Source organism: Anoxybacillus suryakundensis (assembly GCF_001418025.1).
Taxonomy (GTDB): Bacteria; Bacillota; Bacilli; order Bacillales; family Anoxybacillaceae; genus Anoxybacillus; species Anoxybacillus tengchongensis.
In genome coordinates, this window is sequence record NZ_LIOK01000008.1 from 20,387 (window position 1) to 43,189 (window position 22,803).

Consider the following 22,803-nt stretch of genomic DNA (forward strand, 5'->3'; position numbering starts at 1 on the left):
TCGGTTCCTTGCCTTATATTAATACAAACACCGCTAAAAAATGAGCAACAGATCCCCCTAATACAAACAAGTGCCAAACCGCATGGTGAAATTTAAACCCGCGCCAAACGTAAAAAACCGCGCCGATCGTGTATAAAATACCGCCAATGACTAAGTAGACAACTCCTTCTAACGAAAGACTAGAAACGAGCGGTTTCCATGCAAATACAATCAGCCAACCCATTACCACATAAATGATTGTCGATGTATATAAAAAGCGATTGACGAAAAAGCATTTAAATACGGTACCCACAAGCGCAAGTCCCCAGACGATGCCAAATAGCGTCCAACCGATTGCGCCCTTCACCGCTAAAAATAAAAACGGCGTATATGTGCCTGCGATAAAAAAGTAAATCGCGGAGTGGTCGAAAATTTCAAACAACCGTTTCCAGCGTCCTTCCGGCAACGCGTGCACAATTGTCGACGATAAATACAAGAGAAGCATCGTGCTCCCAAATAATGAGACGCTTACGACGTGCCATGCATTTCCGTACATCGCAGCCGTGACCGTCAAAATAACAAGCGCTGCGATGCTAAACAACGCACCAACGCCATGCGTAATCGCATGAACGATTTCTTCTTCTTTTGTAAATGTATGTGTAAAAGCCAATGGTTTCATTCCTTTCGTGAAAGACATTTTGTTTATTCTACCACATATACATACATATCGTACATTTTTATTCATTATTGTTTTTGCTCGCGATATAATGGGAAAAAAGAGAGGTGAGGACGATGCAAATACAGGTAGAAAGGCAACGTAAGACAAAAAAGTGGCTTGTACCGTCGTTTATTGGTGTGTTGTTACTTGCGGCGATTGCGTGTGTTGCCATTTCGATTTACGTCGGCTGGAATTTGACGCATAAAGAGCGAAAAGCGGTCGTAGGAACGCCAGCAGCTTACGGTATGACTTATGACAATGTTACGTTTATAAGCAAAGATGGCGGATTGAAACTGAAAGGTTGGGTGATTGAGCCGACAAAACAAGCGAAAATGACCGTTATTTTTTCGCACGGTTATGGCGGCAATCGCTACGAGCCGAACGTGCCGTTTTTGCCAATTGCTAAAGCACTAACAGACGAAGGATATCGCGTCATTATGTTTGATTTTCGCGCCAGCGGCGAATCGGAAGGAGACATGACAACGATTGGTGCAAAAGAAAAGTATGATTTGCTTGGCGTCATTGATTATGCAAAACAACACTATTCCGAACCGATTGTTCTGTATGGAGTGTCCATGGGAGCAGCAACGTCGATTTTAGCCGCGGGAATGGATAAAGATGTGAAGGCGGTTATTGCGGACAGTCCGTTTAGCGATTTAGAAGGATATTTGCGGACATATATGCCTGTATGGACAAACTTGCCGAACGTGCCGTTTACGTATTTAATCATTACCCTTATTCCGATGATTACCGATTTAGACCCAGCGGAGTCGGTGCCGATCAAAGCGGTCGATGCAATTGCTCCACGCCCGATTTTATTTATTCATAGTAAAGCCGATCCGTCCATTCCATACAAAGAAAGTGTAAACATGTACAACAAACATCCGGACGTATTTGAACTTTGGCTCACCGAAAAAGCGAAACATGTGAAAAGTTTTGACATGTATAAAGAGGAATATATTCACAAAATGTTAGCATTTTTAGAAAAGGTACGAAAATAAAATTCTGAATATTCATTGACTTTCAACAAAAAGATGAGTATGCTTGTAGTAAATTTGAAAAATAGAGAGGGGAAAGAAGATGAGTGTAGTTGAGCAGAGAAGAGGGTATTTTGGAGAGTTTGGCGGAAGTTTCGTACCGCCGGCGTTGCAGGAAGCGTTAGACTATTTAGAGGCACAGTTTTTAAGATACAAGGATGATCCTACATTCCATGAGGAATTTGCGTTTTATTTAAAAGAGTACGTCGGACGAGAAAATCCGCTCACCTTTGCCTCAAGGTTAACTGAAAAACTTGGCGGAGCGAAAATTTATTTAAAACGAGAAGATTTAAACCATACCGGTTCTCATAAAATTAACAACGTCATCGGGCAAATTTTATTAGCGAAACGCATGGGAGCGAAACGCATCATTGCTGAAACAGGCGCCGGACAGCATGGTGTGGCGACAGCGACAGCTTGTGCGATGTTTGGGATGGATTGTGTCATTTATATGGGGGAAGAAGATACGAGAAGGCAAGCGCTAAATGTTTTTCGAATGGAGTTATTAGGAGCGAAAGTTGTTCCTGTAGCAAAAGGGCAAGGGAGATTGAAAGATGCAGTCGATGAGGCGTTAAACGACTATGTCCAAAATTATGAACATACATTTTATTTGCTTGGTTCAGCCGTTGGACCACATCCGTACCCGACGATCGTGAAACATTTCCAATCTGTCATTAGTGAAGAAAGTAAGCGACAAATCATTGAAAAAGAAGGACGTTTGCCTGATGTTGTGATCGCTTGTGCGGGTGGTGGTAGCAATGCGATTGGTGCTTTTGCACATTATATCGACGAACCGAGTGTACGTTTAATCGGAGTCGAACCAGAGCAAGCGGCAACGTTGACAAAAGGTGTCCCAGCGATTATTCACGGCTTTAAATGCCTCGTTTTGCTTGATGAAGAAGGAACTCCACAACCAACATATTCAATTGCTGCGGGGCTTGATTATCCAGGAATTGGACCGGAACATAGCTTTTTAAAAACGTCTGGTCGGGCAGAATATTATACAGTCACAAACGATGAAGTATTAGAAGCATTTCAAACACTTTCAAAAACGGAAGGGATCATTCCTGCGCTAGAAAGTGCTCACGCAGTTGCGTACGCCATGAAACTAGCTCCGACGCTCGATCGCGATCAAATCATGATCGTAAACTTATCAGGTCGTGGAGATAAAGATGTCGAGCAAGTATTTCATATGTTAAAAGGTTAGTCATAAAAAGCGTCGTTCCCACAACGTGAAACGACGCTTTTATCGTTATAACATATGCAGCTCTTCCTCTGTACGTGCGATGTGTCCAAGCCGGTAGTCAGGTCGTTCATGGATGTAGGCGATATCTTGTTTTGTGGCCGTTTCTCCGCGGATGTGAGCAATTTCGTGTCGCACTGCATCGTGAATACGCCGTTGTTGTAGCTGATTGTTCCGAACAGCTTTGATCATTGCGGTATTTTCTTTCATTTGTTCTTTCAATCAACGAATATCTTCATCTTGCTTATTCACTTTTGTTTTTAATTCAATAATTTCCTGTTTCATTGTTTGAAACTTTTGCTCGATCCATTGCACGTTTTCGGATACGTTTTGAACGAGGTTAACGAGTTGGAGGAGAAGCTGTTCTGGCATGCTTGTTCACAGCTCTTTTATATGAAAATGTATGACATGTCCAAAAGAAAAGTGACAAAGAGGACCGCGTGGAAATGCCTTTAACCTTTAACGTCAACGATTCGACAAAGTCGACAAAACATTTTCAGCATTAGCTTATTTTGTCGTACGTGTAGCATACATACGCTCTTTTGCCACTTGTAAAAGCTGTTGCAATTGTTCTCCTTCGACTGGATATGTGGCATAGCCAGCGAGAAAAGATATGGGACTATTTTTTTTAATCCGCTCAATCATTGTAGATGGTTTCGCACCGTTTTCGACAGCGATAATTAAGTATTGATCGTTTGACCATTTAGCTACGATATCGCTTTTTCGAGTTTCTTCAACTAATAGCTGTTCAAATGCGGTTTGTTGTTGAGGATGACTATCTGTTTTTGTTTGAAGTAAGTAAATCGTTAAGCGACTATCTGGATCGCGATCAACGAGCGCAGCGATTTTTTCAAATGTACTTGTAGCAAAATCTTTGCTTTTTAACTGATATATTAAATCTTTGACGCAAGTTTTTCGATCATAACGATTACCAAAATAAATACCTACAATGGTTTGGAACACATAAAAACCGACGACAACATATAATTCCGTTCCACGTAATTGTGTGACATCAATCGTATCACTCATAGCGATCGCTTCTGAAAATAATACAAGTTGACTAATGAATAAACCGATTGTTTTTCCTATATGTTTTTTAAACATATATTGTCACCTCTCTCCATATTATGAAACAATCGTGCTATTGGGTTGGACAAATGGAGGAAAAATAAAAAAGGGCGAGATGACCGCCCTTTTGCGTTAAAAAATGAGATGCGCAATAAAAACGATAATTGGCAACGTAATGAGTGTGCGGAGAAGAAAAATGACGACGAGATCCTTAAATGTAATAGGTAGTTTTGATGCAAGTAGCAATCCGCCGACTTCCGACATGTAAATAAGTTGTGTGACAGAAACACAAGCGATAACGAAGCGAGTAAATTCGCTTTCAATGCCACTACCGATAATAGCTGGTAAAAACATATCTGCGAAGCCGACGACCATCGTTTGTGCAGCCGCTGATGCTTCTGGCACTTGCAGGAGAGTCAAGATTGGTACAAACGGTTTACCAAGCCATTCAAACACCGGTGTTGTTTCAGCAATGATTAATGCGACCGTTCCAATGGCCATAACGACAGGTAAGACACCTAACCACATATCGATAACCGTTTGTACACCGTTTTTCAATAGCTTTCCCATATTGCTATTGCTTTGTGCGACTTCCACCGCTTGTTTTAATCCCCATTGAAAAGGTGTGTACCCAGCTGGTATTGTTTCATCAACTGGTACGTGATGTTCATGGTAATATGTGTCTGGCTTTTTTGATAATGGAGGGATGCGTGGCATAATGATCGCTGCTACAAGACCAGCAACAACGATCGTAAAATAGTACGCACCAAACATATGTTCAAGTTTCATATACGTGATAACAACGATACTAAATGTAATTGATACAACAGAAAAGGTTGTTCCGATTACTGCCGCTTCCCGCTTTGTGTAAAAGCCATCTTCATACTGCTTATTCGTTAACAATACGCCGATTGTTCCATCCCCTAACCAAGAAGCAATACAGTCAATGGACGAGCGGCCAGGCAGTTTAAATACCGGGCGCATAATTTTCGTCAAAAGTGCACCGCATAATTCGAGTAAGCCGAAATCTAAAAGTAAAGGCAAAAACAAGCCAGCAAACAAAAAGACAGAAAACAAAATAGGAATTAAGCTGTACAATAGCAACGCACCTGTATTTTCTGACCATACCCATTCTGGACCGATTTTCCATAACGTCATCGCTCCTAAAATCGTTCCAACTATGCGAGCGGTAACAAATAGACCATTGACATCAAATAAACGACGAAGAAATGGGCTGTTCATTATGAAAGAAGGATAAGCGATTTTGGCAATGATCGTGCCCATGGTAGCGATAAACATAAATAAAACGGAAATCGTTGGAATGGCTGAGCTAAAGTTTCCTTCTACCCATTTTGCTAAAATGGCTACAGGAATCGTCATTTCACCTTCATAAGGAACAGGAATCATAAACAAAAATACACCAATAAGCGATGGGACGAGAAACTTAAGTACGTCAGATAAGCGACGTCGTTGAGTATGTTTTTGTGCAACATTCATCTTCTGAAACCACCTTCCATTTTATGTTTTGAAAACGGATACATAACATTACTACTATCGTAATATAAAAATAAAAATAGTCAATATAACAAAATGATTCAGAAATCTAAACAAATATTCATATGTGCATAAATATAAAACTAGATCTTTATACAAATACAAAAATATGCATCAATAACGATCATTTTATTGTAGAATAAGCAACATAAAGCATAATAAAACAAAATTGATATATAATCAATCATTTTTTTGTATAAACGTTCAAATTCGAAATTTTTTGTTTTTCTCAGCGCATTGAAACGTGTATTTTTTGTGCTTGTGCGATATGATAAGCGAAAATGTGTAGAGGAGGAATAAACGATGTGGCATTATGCGAAACCAATTGTCGTTGTAAGTGAATGTCTTGGTTTTTCTCCTTGTCGATATAATGGTGATCAACTGAATGATGAAGTCGTCCACAAACTATGGCCATTTGTTCAATTTGTTCCTGTATGTCCAGAGGTGCGAATCGGACTTGGTACGCCACGGGAGACAATCCGACTCGTTAAAGATGGAGAAAATGTTCGGCTCGTTCAGCCGTCAACTGGAATGGATATTACCGAGCAAATGAATGAGTTTTCTTTTTTGTTTTTAAACCAATTGTTAGATGTAGATGGCTTTATTTTAAAAAGTCGGTCACCGTCATGCGGGATAAAAGACGTCAAGATATACAGTAGCAAGCAAAAAGGACCTGCCGCAGGAAAAGGGAGCGGTATGTTTGCTGAACATGTATTACGAATGTTTGGCTATAAAGCTGTGGAAGAAGAGGGACGATTAACGAATTTCGTTATTCGAGAGCATTTTTTGACGAAGTTATTTACACTTGCTTTGTTTCGAGAGGTGAAACAGACAAAATCACACCATCGTCTCGTTGAATTTCACGCTGAGCATAAATATTTGTTTATGGCTTATCATCAACAAAAATTGAAACAATTAGGAAATATTGTTGCTAACCAAGCACGTTTACCGATAGAAGAGGTATTTTTGCAATATGAACAAACATTATATGAGTTGTTTGCGCGGCGCTCACGCCGAAATTCGAACATTAATGTTTGTCAACATATGATCGGTTACTTTAAACATGAATTAAGCAGTGAGGAAAAACAGTATGTTCATGAGTTGTTAGAAAAATATCGAGTAGGCAAGCTGCCGTTAAGCAGTATAACAACAGTTATTCGCTCATGGGCGATTCGCTATCAAAACGAATATTTATTGAAACAACGATATTTTCAACCTTATCCGGAGCCATTACTTGATGTGACGGACTCAGGAAAAGGAAGAGATTATTGAAAAAGCGACGAAGGATTATCCTTGTCGCTTTTTTGTAATGATATAATATATCGGGATACCAGATAACGTAACAACAATCGATAAAAACGTATCTAGCGGTGCGTGGAGTACCGTACTCATAATAATATATGCTGTGCCGGCAAGAGCAACGATTGGAGTAAATGGATAAAGTGGCACTCGATATAATTGTTCGTTAGATGGTGATGATTTTCGTAATAAAAATACTGCATAAAAAGCAAAGCCGTAAAATAAAAAGACACTAAAAATAGCAATGTCCGTTAAGCGATCGGCATTACCAAGTAACATCATGACAATCGCAATAGCAATTTGCATTAACGTTGCAAATACAGGCGTGCGCCACTTTGGATGAATACGAGAAAAATAACGGGAAAACGGAAATAACCTATCTGTTGCCATCGCCAATGGCATGCGAGGAAATGTAAGAACTTTTCCATTTAAGCAGCCGAAAATAGAAATTAAAATACCAATAGCAATTAATTTTCCGCCGAATGCCCCAAATAAAATGGTTGCTGCTTCGCTTGCTGCGTTTGGACCGAGCGCAACAATTTCATCGGCACGAAGGACATGAAGCAATGCAACATTCACAGCCACATAGGCAAACATGACAATAAGAATACCGGTGATAATAGCTTTTGGTAACGTTTTTGCCGGATTTTTCATTTCACCAGCAACAAATCCAACGTTCATCCATCCGTCATAGGCCCACAATGTTGCTAAAACTGCTGCACCCATGCTGATCGCTTGGCTACTGCCACTATCCATACCGAAGATCGGCACGTTTCCTTTTACGACTCCGAAGATAATAATAAGAAAAATAGGTAATAGCTTTGCCGCAGTTAACACGCTTTGGACGATTCCACCAAATTGTGAGCCGAGCATATTAATGACAGATAAAAATAAAACAGCGATGATTCCGATCCAAAGTTCACTTTCCTTTGGCAGTGCAAAAATTCCTGCAAATAACGCACCAAAATACAACCCTAATGCACCGATGACGGCAGGACCGTAAATGATCGTTTGCACCCATCCACATAAAAAGCCCCAAAACCGTCCGTACACTTTTTCGATATATACATACAACCCGCCTGTTTCAGGAATTTTTGCACTTACTTCTGCAATCGTTAATCCGCTTGCTAAGGTAATAATCCCTCCAATGACCCAAGCGAGAAGAGCAAGTGTTGAGTTGCCCGTTGCTCCGATAACAATCGCAGGTTTCATAAAAATCCCAGAACCGATGACAGTGCCAATGACGATCGCTGTTGCGGTAATGAATCCAATGCTTCGTTTCAATTGTGTGTTTGTCATTCTGTTCACTCCTAAAGGACAAATGTTTTTTTATATCGAACAATCGCTATTATAGCATGAGATGGAGAAAAACTTCTTTTTTTGAAAATTAAAATATTGACATCGTGAAAAGAAAAGAATAAGATAAAACTAAATTTGGTTTAAAGAAACTTTTTTAACTCGAATCATCATTGTTTGCTTATCCCACACATCACGTCGTTTTATGCTCATGCATATGATGAGCGAGTAAACAAATTTTTTTTCGCTAATTTTTGCATTGAGGAAACTTTTATATCCTGATGCAAATTTGGAGGAGGACGCATATGAAAAAGTGGATGGTCATATGGACCGCTTTGTTATTGTTATTTGGATGCGAAACAAAGGAGAATAAAAAAGATGTCATCTATGTTGTTGCAACGACAGGGCAAATAGCTGATCTCGTTAAACATGTCGGGGGAGAATATGTTCACGTGGCAGCGTTAATGGGGCCAGGGGTAGATCCTCATTTGTATAAAGCAACGCAAGGAGATATTCAAAAATTAAGTCAAGCAGACATCATTTTTTACAATGGACTTCATTTAGAAGGAAAACTGGGAGAAATATTTACGAAAATGTCAAAAACGAAAAAAGTCGTCGCGGTAAGTGAAGAGATTCCGAAAGAGAAGTTAATTGAAATAGATGGAGTATATGATCCACACATATGGTTTGACCTTGATTTATGGAGTTACGCTGTACAGATGGTAGGAGACGAATTAAGTGCAATGGATCCGAAACATAAACAAATATACGAAGAACGAGCGGCAGCATATGAATCTCAACTGATGCAATTAAAAGAAGAAGCGAAAAAAGAGATGAACACCATTCCGAGAAAACAGCGCGTTTTAATTACAGCTCATGATGCTTTTCATTACTTCGGCCGTGCATATGATATCGAAGTGGTTGGTTTGCAAGGATTAAGTACAGATGCAGAATATGGATTAAAAGACATTCAAGAACTCATCGATATGATTGTTGATCGAAATGTTCAAGCTGTATTTGTGGAAAGTAGTGTATCGAAAAAGGCAATTGAAGCGGTTGTCGAGGGAGCGAAACAGCGTGGTCATCACGTTTCGATCGGCGGGGAACTATTTTCAGATGCCCTTGGACGAGAAGGAACAGAAGAAGGAACGTTTATTGGCATGTATCGTTATAACGTCAAAACGATTGCACAAGCATTGAAGGGGGAATGACGATGAATCCGCTAGTTGTTGAACAGGTAACCGTTGCATATGATCGAAAACTTGTATTAGAAGACGTATCATTTTCTGTTCCAGAAGGGAAGTTAGTCGGAATTATCGGTCCAAACGGCGCAGGAAAATCAACGTTAATGAAAGCGATGTTAAATTTTATTCCGCGTATGCATGGAAATGTTTTCGTATATGGTAAGCCGTATGAAAAGCAACGTCATCTTGTCGGATATGTTCCACAACGAAATTCTGTCGATTGGGACTTTCCGACGAATGCCCTTGATGTTGTATTAATGGGGAGATACGGTCATATTGGATTGTGGAAACGACCACGAAAAGAAGATGTAGATATCGCTATGCAATGTTTAGACAAAGTCGGCATGTTACCATATGCGAAAAGACAAATTAGCCAACTATCTGGCGGACAGCAACAGCGTGTATTTTTGGCGCGTGCGCTTGCACAAGATGCATCCGTTTATTTTATGGATGAACCGTTTGTTGGAGTCGATGCCGCAACAGAAAAAGCGATTGTCCAACTGTTAAATGAATTAAAAATGCGTGGAAAAACAGTATTAGTCGTTCATCATGATTTGCAAACGGTGCGAGATTACTTTGATTACGTTTTATTGTTAAATAAACGCGTCATTGCATTTGGCGAGACGGAAAGTGTATTTACGTACGATCATATTCAAAAAACGTATGGTGGAAAGGTCACTTTCCTCTCTGCGGCACATATCGTGAGGTGAATCGCGTATGGACATCAATGTTCAATGGGTATTTACAAGCATGGCTTTGCTTGGATTGGCGAGCGGAATGATTGGTACGTTTGCATTGCTGAAGAAACAAAGTTTAATAGGAGATGCGATGGCACATGCTGCGCTTCCAGGTATTTGTATCGCTTTTCTTCTCTACGGACAAAAATCGCTTCTCGTCTTTCTAATAGGTGCTGCTTGCTCAGGGTATATCGCTACAGTATGTATTCAATTTATTGTAAAACATACGCGCATTAAAGAAGATGCCGCCATCGGCATTGTATTATCTGTATTTTTTGGTTTAGGTATTGTGTTATTAACGTGGATTAATCAACATGAAGGTGGAAATCAAAGTGGAATTAACGACTTTTTGTTTGGAAAAGCGGCGTCGTTGACTGGAAGCGATGTGAATGTGTTAACGGTAACGGCTATAACTATGATTATCACGATCCTCATTTTTTTTAAAGAGTTTAAAATTATTACATTTGATCGGACGTTTGCGCAAGGGATCGGTGTGCCCGTGTCACTGTTGAACGGTGTGCTTATGTTTTTAATCGTTTCGGTTGTTGTAATTGGTTTACAAGCGGTTGGGGTTGTGTTAATGTCTGCACTATTTATTACGCCAGCGTTAGCTGCAAGATATTGGACAGAAAAGCTCGAGTGGATGACATTGTTAGCTGGAGTATTTGGTGCTTTGTCAGGAGTTGCTGGGGCATATACGAGTCTAGTTGCTTATGTGCCAACCGGTCCACTTGTTATTATTTTCGCGACCATGCTATTTCTTTTCTCGTTTTTATTCGCCCCGAAACGCGGCTTATGCAGCAAAATGATTCGTCGTTATATTCAAAGACGAACGTTGCGATCTAAACAACTCGTATATAAGCGAGGGGAACAAGCATGAGCTATACGATTTGGATTTTATTCACCGCAGCTCTTGTCGGAATTAATTGTGGATTAGTTGGTACATTTCTCGTCTTACGAAAAATGTCGATGCTGTCTGATGCGATCAGCCATAGTGTGTTGCTAGGGATTGTAGGCGCATATATGGTGAGCCATCAGCTGCAAGGAGTGTCTATGCTCATCGGTGCCTTGCTTGTTGGATTGCTAACGACATTTCTCGTTCAATTGTTGCATCAAAAAGGGGTACAAAGCGATGCTGCTATCGGTGTTGTGTTTACATGTTTGTTTGCTATTGGGGTTGTTCTTATTTCCTTATTTGCGGATCGCGTCCATTTAGACGTTGAACACGCTTTAATGGGGGAGATTGCATTTGTGCCGTGGGATGTGCTTGAAGTTGGCGGAAAAAGCATTGGTCCGAAAGCCGTTTGGTTGCTTGGATTTGTTTTAGCAATCAATATATTTGTCATTGTTTTTGCTTATAAAGAGTTAAAAATTAGCTCATTTGATAGCGAAATGGCTGTAACGCTTGGGATTCCAGTCGTGTTTATTCATTACGTATTAATGGGGATGTTGTCGCTGACGACCGTTGCTTCATTTGATAGTGTTGGAGCAATTTTAGTTGTAGCCATGCTTATTGTACCAAGTGCAACGGCATACTTATGGACAGATCGGCTAAACGTAATGCTGATATGTAGTGCAATGATTGGTGTGTTGGCATCAATGATCGGTTACATGGGGGCAACAGCGTTTAATGTCTCTATTTCTGGAGCGATTGCAGTGGCGACAGGTGTCATCTTTTTTGTTTCTTTATGGATTGCACCAAAACATGGATTGTTGCGGAAATGGCTAAAAAAATCTCCTGCCTAGGCAGGAGATTTAGTCTTTTATTGCTGAAAGAAATGAATCGATAATACTTACATCATTTGTAACTAAAAAAGCAGGAAGTAACGCTATAATGGTCACGACCGTCGCGTATGAAACGATAACATTTTTCACTATTTTCATAGTGCTCACTTCCTTTTGAATTTATTTTCTTATTTTTCTGTCATTTTGTCAATCTTTTTTATTAGCGAAATTTTTGTACGAAAATGGTATAATAACAAAATGGTTGTCTTAAAAGGGGGGAATACAATGCGAATACGAGATTGGGATCGAAACTTACGCATTCGTTTAATAGGGGAATCATTCGTTGGGGTTACATTTTGGATGATATTCCCTTTTATCGCTATTTATTTTTCTAGCATGTTCGGTAGAGAAAAAACAGGTGTACTGCTTGTTATTTCGCAATTATTTTCGGTGATTGCTAATTTGCTTGGTGGATATTTTGCTGACCGATTCGGGAGAAAAAAAATGATGGTGGTTGCAGCATGTGGACAATCACTTGCTTTTTTCTTATTTGCACTATTCAATTCACCGTTATTCTCATCACCGTTGATGAGTTTTATTTGTTTTGCCCTCGTAGGCGTATGTGGCTCGCTTTATTGGCCTGCTAGTCAAGCGATGGTCGCTGACGTCGTTTCGGAAAAAGATCAAAGCCGAGTGTTTGCTGTATTTTACACGATGAATAACGTCATGGTCGTCATCGGACCACTACTTGGTGGAATATTTTATCCACAATATCGTTTCTTCTTATTCTTGATTGCAGGAACGTTTTGTGCGATCGTTGCGATTGTTCTTTTTATTTATTTAGATGAAACTGCACCAATATGGAGAAAACCAACAGGAACATGGTATACGTTTTTTATTGAGCAGTTAAACAATTATCGTCTCATTGCAAAAGACCGTACGTTTCTTTTATTCATTGTTGCTGGTATTCTCGTTGCACAAACATTTATGCAATTAGATATTTTACTTCCTGTTTACATTAAAGATGTTGTGTCCAAACAAACGTTATTTTCCCTTGGGCATTGGTCGCTTTCGTTAAGTGGAGAAAAAGCGTTTAGTGTTCTTATTGCGGAAAACGGATTGCTTGTTGCTTTATTTACGGTAGCTGTGACGAAGTGGATGGAAAACTATAGAGAAAAGTGGGTATTTGTCTTTTCTTCTCTTTTGTACGGACTTGCTATTTTTCTTTTTGGTCAAACCACATCGTTATGGATTATGGTTATTTTAATTGCTGTATTTACACTTGCCGAGCTAATGACAGTCGGCTTACAACAAACATTTGTCGCTAAATTGGCACCTGAGCATATGCGTGGACAATATTTTGCTGCAGCGAGCTTACGTTTTACGCTTGGGCGCATGATGGCACCGCTCGTTTTGACGTTGCCATTTGCGTATCATTGGACGTTTTTTATTTTAATGTTACTTGCGGTATGCAGTGCGTGGTTGTATGCTGTCATGTTTCAAATGATGGAGGAAAAACAAGCATGATTATTCTTATTCGGCACGGAAAGCCTGTTTGTAAAAGAGGCGGATGGATGACGAGAGAACAATTAATCAATTGGTTAAAAGCATACGATGAGGCGATCGTTTATGACGAGCCTCTATCGTATGCGGAAGCAAAAGAAAAAATAAAATGCGTATCTGTCGTCCTTGTTAGTTCGCCTGCTCGCGCTCGCCATTCAGCGTCTTTATTGCAACCAGCAAGTCCAATTGAGGAGCACAAATGGCTAAATGAAGCCCCACTCCCTCAACCGCCAAAGTGGGTGAAAGGTGTATATCCGCTATGGATGTGGCTTATTTTGTTGCGCTTGTTATGGTTTTTTGGATATGGAGAGGAGCCTTATACCAAAACAAAACAGCGAGCGATGAAAGCGGCACAACAGCTCGTCCACTATGCTCGAACGGGAACCGTTGTCGTCATTGGACATGGTTGGTTTCATTTGCTTGTTAGTCGGCAACTCAGACGATATGGTTGGCTTGCAAAAAAGAAAAAATGGGCGTATTGGGAAGCTGTGACGTTGTCGTTGACAAGGCACATACCGTGATGTACATATATGTTGTGTAGCCCCTTCTTTTTCTCATATTTTCCCTTTTCTTCTCATACATATAATCATGTAAATATTGAGAAAAAGAGGGGAAATACGTGTGAATGAACAAGGGGGAATGCAAAAAGAGGCGATGACGCGAGGCGAACGACGAAAGCAAAAACGACTATTTGTTTTTGTATGTTTATTGTTCGTTGTCAGCACATGTGTCGTCGGTGCATGGGTAGTGGCAAAACAAAAGACGAGTGAACAAAAAGCAATCGAGCAATTCATCGTAGCGTTGCGCCAAGAAGATATGCATATGTTGCAACAGTTCATCGATGTTCCATTAGAAAATAAGGCGTCGCTTTTACCGCTTTTTGCGTATTTGCGTAAACATCAAGAAGGCTATGACCAAATAAGAAAAGAGTTAGACCGACAAAAAGATGATCGAGTTTACATAAAAGGATTAACGTCAACTCCACCGATTTTTTTAATGAAATTGTCACAAGGAACATACAAATTTGAACCTGCGTTATACCATGTATATGTGCAAACGAACGAGCAAGGAGCCCGTATTTTGATTAACAACACATACGTCGGTGAAACGAATGCATCGTTAATGAAAGTAGGAGAGTATGTTCCTGGATTATATGAAGTAAAAATGGTGACAGATGAACGAGAACAAACGAAGAAAATATCGCTCTTTGGAGGAGAGCGGATTCGGATCGTTCATTTCGATTCGAACTAAAAGATGCAACGACATGTTGCGTCTTTTTTTATGAAAGTCGAAACATATTCTTTCGCTCGTACGTAGTATAGTCATCGTTTCCATTTCGCATGAAATCGTAGTAAAATAAAGGATCATAGACGATGGGAGGACGACGATGAAACGGGTCATTCGAACGATATGGCGATGGTTTGTGTCATGGAATGTCGGTTTATTTAGTGCACTGATTTCATTGTTTGCATTTCGCTTGCCATTTCTTATTTCATTTTTGATCGGGGGAAGTATAGGAATAATGTATTCATTTTACATGAAGAAAAAAGAGGAGAAACATTATCCTTCAAAAGATGATCGGTTGAAAGAGGCGAAAAAAAAGGTGCGGACAATTGGACAAAGTTTGTGGAGAGTTCGTTCGGTTGCGATGTTTTCCAAACTTTCGCGCCTGTACTCCATTTGTCAAAAAATGATTGAAATAGTTGAAAAACAACCGGATCGTTTAGCTGTCGCGCAGCCATTTTTTAATACGACATTAGATTCGATTGTTACAATTATTAATAAGTATATTTATTTAATGAGGCAGCCGGTGAAAAATGATGAAATTCGGCAAGCGATTGGTGAAGCGGAACAAGCGCTTGATCTTGCACTTACGAAAGCAGAAAATCAGCTGTTGGACATGCTTGAAGAAGATTTATTTGATTTACAAACGGAAGTAAAACTTATGAAACATACGATTACAGCAGATAAGCCTCTTTCGTTATCCACTAAGCATACAGTAACAATGATGGAGGAGAAAAAGCATGAACAAAAACGATGAAGTACTTTGGACAAGCTCGATCGATTCGTTGCTTGCCAATCCATTTGGCGAAGTGACAGAAGTAAGCGAAAAGCCATCATCTCCACGATTAATCGATCAATTAAAGGAGGAACATCGGCAAAAAGCGTTAGCTCTTGCTGAGCAAATTGATCCACGCAACCATCAAGCCATTTTGCAATACGGTGTGGCAGCCCAAGCCGAACTATCGCGCTTTTCTCATTCGATTTTAAATCATGTACAAAAAAAAGATGCTGGGCCTGTTGGAGAAGTGATTCATGAACTCATGACAAAAATGAAAGAAGTTAACGTAGAAGATTTTGCGATGAATAAAAAGAGTTTTTTGGCACGTATGTTTCAATCTGTCACCCAGTCTGTCCAACATATTTTGTCGAAATATCAAAAATTAGGTGTCGAAATTGACCGTATCGCTGATCAACTTGAAAAACATCGTCAAATATTATTTCGCGATATTATGATGTTAGAAACGTTATATGAAAAAAATAAAGAATACTTTGATGCCTTAAACATTTACATTGCTGCTGCTGAAGTGAAACTAGAACAACTGCGAACAAAAACGATTCCGGAGTTAGAAAAAAAAGCATTACAGTCACAAAATCAAATGGACGTGCAAGAAGTCAATGATATGATTCAATTTGCTGATCGGCTTGAAAAGCGCATTCATGATTTAAAATTAAGCCGCCAAATTACGATTCAAACAGCACCGCAAATTCGACTGATCCAACACGTCAATCAAACGTTAGTTGAACGCATTCAATCGTCGATTTTGACTGCCATTCCACTTTGGAAAAATCAACTTGTTATCGCACTAACGTTGCTTCGCCAAAAGAAAGCAGTTGAAGCGCAAAAAGCGGTAACAAAAACGACGAACGAATTGTTGTTACGCAACTCAGAAATGTTAAAAATCAATACAATTGAAGCAGCAAAAGAAAATGAAGAGGGGCTCGTCAGCATCGAAACGTTAAAGAAAACGCAAGAAAATTTGTTAGCAACACTTGAAGAAACATTAAAAATTCAACAAGAAGGACGAATGAAGCGCCAGCAAGTGGAACGAGAGCTTGTTGAAATGGAGGAACAATTAAAACAACGGTTACTTATATTAAAAAAGGGCTGAATAAAATCAGCTCTTTTTATTGATTTTTTTATACCTATTAGGGTATGATTTGTGAGGGAGGTAAAATAACATGATTTATGCAATTCTCGGGATGTTTGTGTTATATGCACTATATTATCGTTACGTACCTGTTCGGGGAGTAAAAAAGCTTCAATCTTTACGTATAGACGGACAAGTTACATTGCTCGATGTGCGTGACTACAATGAAAAGGATGAAATCAAAGGAGCGGTCCGTATTCCAATTGCTTACTTCAGACGTCACTATAGAGCCATTCCACACCGTGAAGTTGTTGTCGTTGCTCATAATGAACTAGAGAAAAATGTCGCAATTCGGTTACTTAGACGTTATCATTTTTCAGTACAAGGATATTATATAAAGGAACACGAACATGTACATGAGTTAAATATGGTAAAATGTCACTAACTGTTCAAACTTTATGAAGCAATTGTTTGTTATAATACGGTTACATGTACTTGTATATGGAGGGGATATATGATGAGAAAAATCGTCATTGTTGGTGGTGTAGCCGGTGGAGCTTCCGCCGCAGCGCGATTACGTCGGTTAAGCGAAAAAGATGAAATTATTATGTTTGAGCGTGGCGAATATATTTCATTTGCAAACTGTGGACTTCCTTATTACATTGGGGATGTCATTCAAGAACGCAGTAAGTTGCTTGTTCAAACCGTTGATGGTATGTCAAAACGGTTTCGTATTGATGTACGTAATTTAAGTGAAGTGATAAGCATTAACCGTGATCGAAAAACGGTAACAGTAAAAAATTTACGAACAAATGAACAATATGAACAACCTTATGACGTTCTTATTTTGTCTCCTGGGGCAAAACCAATTGTACCACCAATTCCAGGTATTGATGAAGCAAAAGCGCTTTTTACGTTGCGTAATGTGCCAGATACGGATCGTATTCGTTCATTCGTCGATAGCGAAAAGCCAAAACGTGCTGTCGTTATTGGTGGTGGCTTCATCGGTGTAGAAATGGCTGAGAACTTAACCGAGCGCGGTGTGCATGTGACGCTTGTAGAAATGGCGAATCAAGTCATGGCACCGATCGATTACGAGATGGCAGCGATTGTGCATACACACATGAAAGAGCATGGTGTCGATTTAATTTTAGAAGATGGCGTTCAAGCGTTTGAAGACGAAGGACGGCGCGTCGTGTTAAAAAGTGGTCGCACAATCGATACAGATATGATTATTTTAGCCATTGGTGTTCAGCCAGAAAGTCAGTTGGCGAAAGAAGCAGGATTGGAACTTGGTTTTCGTGGTGCGATTAAAGTAAATGAACATTTACAAACGTCTGATCCAAATATTTTTGCAATCGGTGATGCCATTGAAGTAAAAAGTTTTATTCATGGATTTGAAACATTTGTTCCGCTCGCATGGCCAGCAAACCGTCAAGGTCGCCTTGTTGCTGACTACATTAACGGTCGTGACGTGAAGTATAATGGAACGCTTGGTACGTCAATCGCGAAAATCTTTCATATGACCGTAGCAGCCACAGGATTGAACGAAAAAATATTAAAGCACCACGGCATCGACTATGAAGTTGTTCATGTTCATCCAATGAGCCATGCAAGCTATTATCCAGGTGCAACGCAAATGACATTAAAGTTAATTTTCGATCGTCAAGGTCGCATTTATGGGGCGCAAGCGGTTGGACAAGATGGAGTGGACAAACGTATTGACGTTATTGCAACAGCGATAAAAGGCGGACTAACCGTATATGATTTACCAGACTTAGAATTAGCTTATGCTCCGCCGTTTTCATCAGCGAAAGATCCAGTCAATATGGCCGGATATGTAGCATCAAACGTGTTAGATGGTATGGTAGAAACGGTGCAATGGCATGAAATTAATGACATCGTTGCTAACGGCGGGTTGCTCATTGATGTTCGTACGCCAAAAGAATTAGAAACAAGAGGGGCAATTCCAGGAAGCATCAACATTCCACTTGATGACTTGCGCGATCGCCTTCATGAATTGCCGAAAGATCAAACGATTTATGTTACATGTCAAGTCGGTTTGCGTGGATATTTAGCCACTCGCATTTTGAAAGAACATGGCTTTGAAGCAAAAAATTTAGACGGTGGGTATAAATTGTATTCGAGTGTAAAGTAGGAGGAATAAATATGTTTGAAAATATTTTACCGACACAAGCAGATGCCTTGCGTCATGAAGCAAATGTCGAAGTGCTAGACGTTCGGGAAGCGCATGAAGTGGCGGCAGGAAAAATTCCAAACGCACGCCATATTCCGCTCGGGCAACTATTTGCTCGTCTAAACGAACTAGATCCAAACAAAACGTACATTGTTGTTTGTCACTCTGGTGGTCGAAGTGCATTAGCGTGCGAATGGCTATCGGAACGAGGCTTCCGTGTAAAAAACATGGTAGGTGGCATGATGAGTTGGGAAGGAGAAGTAGAATAAGACTGGCGATGTGCCAGTCTTATTTTTTTATGCACTTGGCAACGTTTTATTGTACAATAAAATACATGTATTGGAAGTGAGAGAAGGGGAACGATATATGTGGAAAAATAAAAATGTGATACTCATTTTTATTGGAGAATTTATTGTTGGGGTTGGTTTATGGCTTGGAATTATCGGAAATTTAGAGTTTATGCAAAAGCATGTTCCATCTGACTTTGTGAAGTCGCTTATTTTATTTTCTGGTTTGTTTGCTAGTGTTATAGTTAGTCCGATAGCGGGAAAATGGATTGATACATATATGAAAAAACATATTCTCCTATACGCTGGAATCGGACGTATATGTAGCGTCATTTTTATGTTGTTCGCTTTAAAATACGAATCTATTTTTCTTATGGTTTGTTTTATGGTTTTGATTCAAGTGGCCGCATCTTTTTATTTTCCAACGCTACAAGCGATCATCCCGCTTGTTGTAGCAAATGAGAAACAATTGATGACTGTCAATGGTATACATATGAACATTTCAGCCTTATCACGTATTTTTGGTACCGCCTTTGGTGGTGCACTTCTGATGATTACGAGTTTGCAAATGTTATATGTTGGATCAATGATTGCATATATTTTACTATTTTTGCTTACGTTTTTTATTGATATAAAGGAAGAGAAGCGCGAAACAACAAACTATGTAAAAGAAAAACAACGATTTACAGATATATTTCCAATTATTAAGAGTCTACCTATTGTTTATATGGCGGTTATTTTAACGATTGTGCCACAGTTGTTTATTGGGGGATTTAATTTAATGGTTATAAACATTAGCGAATTGCAACATGATTCGTCAATTAAAGGATGGCTGTATACCATTGAAGGAATCGGATTTTTATTTGGAGCTTTTTTCATTAAGTATGCCGCTCGTGAACAAACGTATGTGAAATGGATGTATGCATTAACTTGTTTCATTGCTTTTGCGCAACTATCTTTGCATTTTGCTCATATTAAATGGGTTTCACTTGTCTCGTTTGGTTTGTTTGGTATATGTGTCGGTTGCTTTTTCCCGATGATTGCGACGATTTTTCAAACGACTGTCCCAAAGTTATATCACGGCCGATTTTTTTCATTTAAAAATATGTTTGATCGCGTGACGTTCCAAACCGTATTGTTAGCTTCGGGATTGTTGCTCGATACAGTCGGTTTAGAATATATGGTTGTCTTGTTTGGCATGCTATCGCTTTTATTAATTATGTACACGTTGTTTAGAAAAAAAGGAAATGTATTAAAAGGCGAAGGGGCTTAAGCCCTTTCGCCTTAACCAATAATAATACGTTCTTTTGGATAATGATACGATTCTTTTTGATTGTTTCCACGAATAAGGAATAAAAACGATAAAATACCAATTCGTCCGATAAACATTAAAACTGTAATAACTAACTTCCCAAATGTGCTTAGTTGTGACGTGATGCCCATGGATAAGCCTGTTGTTCCAAAGGCGGAGCATACTTCAAAGACAATTTCAATCATTGTGAAAGACTCTGAAAAAGAAAGGAGCACAATAGCTAAAAAACAAAGTATGAAAGCTGTTCCGAACACGATAAATGATTTTAATATATCTTCATGATGAATTTCTCGTTGAAACACTTTAATCGAGTTTTTCCCTTTGGCATAAAAGAAAATAGATAGCATCATAATGGCAAACGTTGTTGTTCGAATCCCTCCCCCTACGCTACTTGGAGAAGCACCGATGAACATGAGTGCACTTAAAACAAGTAACGTCGGTTCAGAAAAGTCGGCAACATCCATCGTTGCTAGCCCACCGTTGCGAGAAGAAATGGATTGAAATAGTGCATAAAAAAGTGATTCGTGCCATGTTTTGTTAGAAAAAAATCGATTCCATTCGATCAGTAAAATCGCCCATGTTCCAAATAAAACAAGTAGAAAAAATGTGACGGTCGTCAATTTTGTGAAAAGCGAAAAACGATATTGCCGTTTTTGACGATGAAATAAAAATTCTTTTACTTCAATGAGCACAGGAAATCCAATCGCCCCTAGGACGAGCAAAATCATATGTACTGTTTGAACAAAATAATCATTAGCGAATGGAATAAGCGATTGTCCTGTAATGTCAAATCCAGCGTTTGTCGTTGCGCTCACCGATGCAAAAAAGCCTTGAAAAAACGCTTCCTTCCACGTCGGAAAGTAACGAAGAAAATATATACCTAAAATGATGGCACCAATCATTTCAATGGCAATAATGAGCGTTAAAATCTCCTTCATTAACTTTACTAATCCAGCAAAGGTCGAACGATTTTGATCCGTCATAATGAGTTGGCGTTCACGAAATCCAATTTTTTTTCCGAACATAAGCCAAATAAATGTTCCAAGTGCCATAATACCGATGCCACCAAATTGAAGAATAAAAGCAAGCACAAATACACCAGGTGTATTAAACGTATCCACCGTTGATACAACGGTAAGTCCTGTGACACTAATAGCGCTTACAGCAGTAAATAATGCATCAACAAAGCTCAGCTTCACACCGGGTTGATGGAAAAAAGGCAACCATAGTAACAATGTGGATATGCAAACAGCTACAAAGTAAAACAAAACAATAAGCTGAACGGTAGATAGACGCGACAATTTTTGAGATTTCACAGTTTTACTCCCTCGCATGTTTTCGTTTTAAACATATTTTGATTTTGGCAAATGGTGAAAAGGAATGCAAGTATGTTTTTTGAATAAGAAATATTTGTATTTACAAAATTTTTTGTTTTTTTATAATGATAACTAGCCAATGATAGAAAGGTTGGGGGATATGTCAACACGCACAAAAGGATTATGGATGGTTGTTATTGCTGCAACGATGTGGGGACTTTCCGGCACAGCTGCACAATGGGTGTTTCAGCAAAAACATATAACCACAGAGTGGCTTGTTTTTGTACGAATGATCGCTTCCGGTTTTTGTTTATTAGCTTTCGCATCGTTTCGTGGTATTCCTTTATTTCATATTTGGCGTGAGAGAAATAGTCGACTGTTACTCATTTCTTTCAGCTTAGTAGGTATGCTTGGAGTGCAATATACGTATTTTTTGTCCATTGCATATGGAAACGCTGCGGCTGCAACGTTATTACAATATTTAGCACCGATTTACATTGTCTTATATTTTTTGATACGTGAGCGGAAACATCCATCTGTTTCGATCTGGGGTGCGCTCATTTTAGCTACTTGTGGGATATTTTTGTTGTTAACAAATGGAAAATTAAGTGCATTAAGTATCTCCTTTCCCGCATTTTTATGGGGAATTGTATCAGGTGTGCTTCTTGCATTTTATACGATTTGTTCAGCAAAACTATTAAAAAAATGGGACTCACTTATTATTGTCGGTTGGGCGATGGTAGTTGGAGGAGTTGTTATGATTCCGATCGTACGTTCGTTTTTGGGGCCATTTTTCACGCTAGATTTTCCAACGATTGTTTCGATTTTATTTATTGTCATATGTGGAACGTTACTTGCTTTCTTACTGTTTATTGAAAGCATTAGATATTTATCTCCGACAGAATCAAGTATTTTATCTAGTGTAGAGCCTTTGTCGGCTATTATTGCTTCTGTTTTATTTTTACACGTATCGTTCGGCTTTTTTCAAACGCTTGGCAGTCTATTAATTATTACAACAGTTATTCTTTTAGGAAAACAAAAAATCGTGTCCTCTTCGTAAAAAATAAATGTTTGTT

At 39.2% G+C, this 22,803-nt stretch carries 23 protein-coding genes and 1 pseudogene; 17 read left to right on the plus strand and 7 right to left on the minus strand.

Annotation, left to right across the window (positions count from 1 at the left end; genetic code table 11):
* Nucleotides 1-13: 13 nt before the first annotated feature.
* Nucleotides 14-649 (minus strand): PAQR family membrane homeostasis protein TrhA, encoded by a 636-nt coding sequence (gene trhA, locus ASC42_RS07380; protein ID WP_055441324.1) that lies wholly within the window; start codon nucleotides 647-649, stop codon nucleotides 14-16.
* Between the two features lie 122 nt (nucleotides 650-771).
* On the opposite strand from trhA, the gene ASC42_RS07385 reads away from it, so the two are divergent.
* Together ASC42_RS07385 and trpB are read left to right on the plus strand one after the other, a co-directional pair.
* A complete protein-coding gene (locus tag ASC42_RS07385; protein ID WP_055441213.1) occupies nucleotides 772-1,698 on the plus strand; it encodes an alpha/beta hydrolase in 927 nt (308 codons plus the stop codon).
* 79 nt (nucleotides 1,699-1,777) lie between these two features.
* The gene (gene trpB / locus ASC42_RS07390; protein WP_055441214.1) at nucleotides 1,778-2,941 is read left to right on the plus strand and encodes a tryptophan synthase subunit beta; all 1,164 of its coding nucleotides are present in this window, start codon (nucleotides 1,778-1,780) and stop codon (nucleotides 2,939-2,941) included.
* A 45-nt stretch (nucleotides 2,942-2,986) separates the two neighbouring features.
* Here trpB and ASC42_RS07395 read toward each other — a convergent pair.
* The 3 genes and pseudogenes from ASC42_RS07395 to ASC42_RS07405 all read right to left on the minus strand — a co-directional run bounded on the left by ASC42_RS07395 (nucleotide 2,987) and on the right by ASC42_RS07405 (nucleotide 5,542).
* Nucleotides 2,987-3,349, minus strand: a pseudogene (locus ASC42_RS07395) (hypothetical protein).
* Between the two features lie 135 nt (nucleotides 3,350-3,484).
* Nucleotides 3,485-4,081 carry a nucleotidyl cyclase domain-containing protein gene (locus tag ASC42_RS07400; protein ID WP_055441215.1) on the minus strand — a complete coding sequence of 199 codons (597 nt, stop codon included), beginning with the start codon at nucleotides 4,079-4,081 and terminating at the stop codon, nucleotides 3,485-3,487.
* 96 nt (nucleotides 4,082-4,177) lie between these two features.
* Entirely contained in the window at nucleotides 4,178-5,542 is a 1,365-nt protein-coding gene (locus ASC42_RS07405; RefSeq protein ID WP_055441216.1) for a YjiH family protein, read from the minus strand.
* Nucleotides 5,543-5,902: 360 nt separating this feature from the next.
* On the opposite strand from ASC42_RS07405, the gene ASC42_RS07410 reads away from it, so the two are divergent.
* On the plus strand, nucleotides 5,903-6,871 hold the full coding sequence (locus tag ASC42_RS07410; protein WP_055441217.1) for a YbgA family protein: 969 nt from the start codon (nucleotides 5,903-5,905) through the stop codon (nucleotides 6,869-6,871).
* A gap of 15 nt (nucleotides 6,872-6,886) precedes the next feature.
* Here the strand turns inward: ASC42_RS07410 and ASC42_RS07415 are convergent, their stop codons facing one another.
* Nucleotides 6,887-8,197, minus strand: coding sequence for an APC family permease (locus tag ASC42_RS07415; RefSeq protein WP_055441218.1), 1,311 nt, complete (start codon nucleotides 8,195-8,197; stop codon nucleotides 6,887-6,889).
* Nucleotides 8,198-8,499: 302 nt separating this feature from the next.
* Here ASC42_RS07415 and ASC42_RS07420 point away from each other — a divergent pair, with 302 nt between their 5' ends.
* From ASC42_RS07420 to ASC42_RS07435, 4 genes are read left to right on the plus strand one after another with little or no spacing between them, the layout of a single operon-like run.
* Nucleotides 8,500-9,405, plus strand: coding sequence for a metal ABC transporter solute-binding protein, Zn/Mn family (locus ASC42_RS07420; protein WP_055441219.1), 906 nt, complete (start codon nucleotides 8,500-8,502; stop codon nucleotides 9,403-9,405).
* Nucleotides 9,406-9,407: 2 nt separating this feature from the next.
* Nucleotides 9,408-10,148: a metal ABC transporter ATP-binding protein gene (locus ASC42_RS07425; protein WP_055441220.1), complete on the plus strand. Its 741-nt coding sequence runs from the start codon at nucleotides 9,408-9,410 to the stop codon at nucleotides 10,146-10,148.
* Nucleotides 10,149-10,155: 7 nt separating this feature from the next.
* On the plus strand, nucleotides 10,156-11,055 hold the full coding sequence (locus tag ASC42_RS07430; protein WP_055441221.1) for a metal ABC transporter permease: 900 nt from the start codon (nucleotides 10,156-10,158) through the stop codon (nucleotides 11,053-11,055).
* Nucleotides 11,052-11,921 (plus strand): metal ABC transporter permease, encoded by an 870-nt coding sequence (locus tag ASC42_RS07435; protein WP_055441222.1) that lies wholly within the window; start codon nucleotides 11,052-11,054, stop codon nucleotides 11,919-11,921. The genes ASC42_RS07430 and ASC42_RS07435 overlap by 4 nt, the downstream gene beginning before the upstream one ends.
* A 9-nt stretch (nucleotides 11,922-11,930) precedes the next feature.
* Here the strand turns inward: ASC42_RS07435 and ASC42_RS14345 are convergent, their stop codons facing one another.
* Nucleotides 11,931-12,059 carry a hypothetical protein gene (locus tag ASC42_RS14345; protein WP_006323191.1) on the minus strand — a complete coding sequence of 43 codons (129 nt, stop codon included), beginning with the start codon at nucleotides 12,057-12,059 and terminating at the stop codon, nucleotides 11,931-11,933.
* 126 nt (nucleotides 12,060-12,185) lie between these two features.
* Between ASC42_RS14345 and ASC42_RS07440 the strand changes: the two genes are divergently transcribed.
* The 9 genes from ASC42_RS07440 (at nucleotide 12,186) to ASC42_RS07480 (ending at nucleotide 20,372) form a co-directional block, all read left to right on the plus strand.
* The gene (locus ASC42_RS07440) at nucleotides 12,186-13,427 is read left to right on the plus strand and encodes an MDR family MFS transporter (RefSeq protein WP_055441223.1); all 1,242 of its coding nucleotides are present in this window, start codon (nucleotides 12,186-12,188) and stop codon (nucleotides 13,425-13,427) included.
* The gene (locus tag ASC42_RS07445) at nucleotides 13,424-13,984 is read left to right on the plus strand and encodes a histidine phosphatase family protein (RefSeq protein ID WP_055441224.1); all 561 of its coding nucleotides are present in this window, start codon (nucleotides 13,424-13,426) and stop codon (nucleotides 13,982-13,984) included. The genes ASC42_RS07440 and ASC42_RS07445 overlap by 4 nt, the downstream gene beginning before the upstream one ends.
* 100 nt (nucleotides 13,985-14,084) lie before the next feature.
* The gene (locus ASC42_RS07450) at nucleotides 14,085-14,714 is read left to right on the plus strand and encodes a PEGA domain-containing protein (RefSeq protein WP_055441225.1); all 630 of its coding nucleotides are present in this window, start codon (nucleotides 14,085-14,087) and stop codon (nucleotides 14,712-14,714) included.
* 136 nt (nucleotides 14,715-14,850) lie between these two features.
* Nucleotides 14,851-15,504 (plus strand): 5-bromo-4-chloroindolyl phosphate hydrolysis family protein, encoded by a 654-nt coding sequence (locus ASC42_RS07455; protein WP_055441226.1) that lies wholly within the window; start codon nucleotides 14,851-14,853, stop codon nucleotides 15,502-15,504.
* Nucleotides 15,488-16,636: a toxic anion resistance protein gene (locus ASC42_RS07460; protein ID WP_055441227.1), complete on the plus strand. Its 1,149-nt coding sequence runs from the start codon at nucleotides 15,488-15,490 to the stop codon at nucleotides 16,634-16,636. The genes ASC42_RS07455 and ASC42_RS07460 overlap by 17 nt, the downstream gene beginning before the upstream one ends.
* 70 nt (nucleotides 16,637-16,706) lie before the next feature.
* Entirely contained in the window at nucleotides 16,707-17,060 is a 354-nt protein-coding gene (locus ASC42_RS07465) for a rhodanese-like domain-containing protein (protein WP_055441228.1), read from the plus strand.
* Nucleotides 17,061-17,132: 72 nt separating this feature from the next.
* On the plus strand, nucleotides 17,133-18,773 hold the full coding sequence (cdr, locus tag ASC42_RS07470) for a CoA-disulfide reductase (RefSeq protein ID WP_055441229.1): 1,641 nt from the start codon (nucleotides 17,133-17,135) through the stop codon (nucleotides 18,771-18,773).
* Between the two features lie 11 nt (nucleotides 18,774-18,784).
* Nucleotides 18,785-19,081, plus strand: a complete 297-nt coding sequence (locus ASC42_RS07475; RefSeq protein WP_032101849.1) for a rhodanese-like domain-containing protein — start codon at nucleotides 18,785-18,787, stop codon at nucleotides 19,079-19,081.
* Between the two features lie 97 nt (nucleotides 19,082-19,178).
* Nucleotides 19,179-20,372, plus strand: coding sequence for an MFS transporter (locus tag ASC42_RS07480; RefSeq protein WP_055441230.1), 1,194 nt, complete (start codon nucleotides 19,179-19,181; stop codon nucleotides 20,370-20,372).
* An 11-nt stretch (nucleotides 20,373-20,383) separates the two neighbouring features.
* Here the strand turns inward: ASC42_RS07480 and ASC42_RS07485 are convergent, their stop codons facing one another.
* Nucleotides 20,384-21,727, minus strand: coding sequence for a TrkH family potassium uptake protein (locus tag ASC42_RS07485; RefSeq protein ID WP_055441231.1), 1,344 nt, complete (start codon nucleotides 21,725-21,727; stop codon nucleotides 20,384-20,386).
* A 160-nt stretch (nucleotides 21,728-21,887) separates the two neighbouring features.
* Between ASC42_RS07485 and ASC42_RS07490 the strand changes: the two genes are divergently transcribed.
* Complete coding sequence (locus ASC42_RS07490) at nucleotides 21,888-22,787, plus strand: DMT family transporter (RefSeq protein WP_055441232.1); 900 nt, start codon at nucleotides 21,888-21,890, stop codon at nucleotides 22,785-22,787.
* The last annotated feature ends 16 nt before the right edge of the window (nucleotides 22,788-22,803 follow it).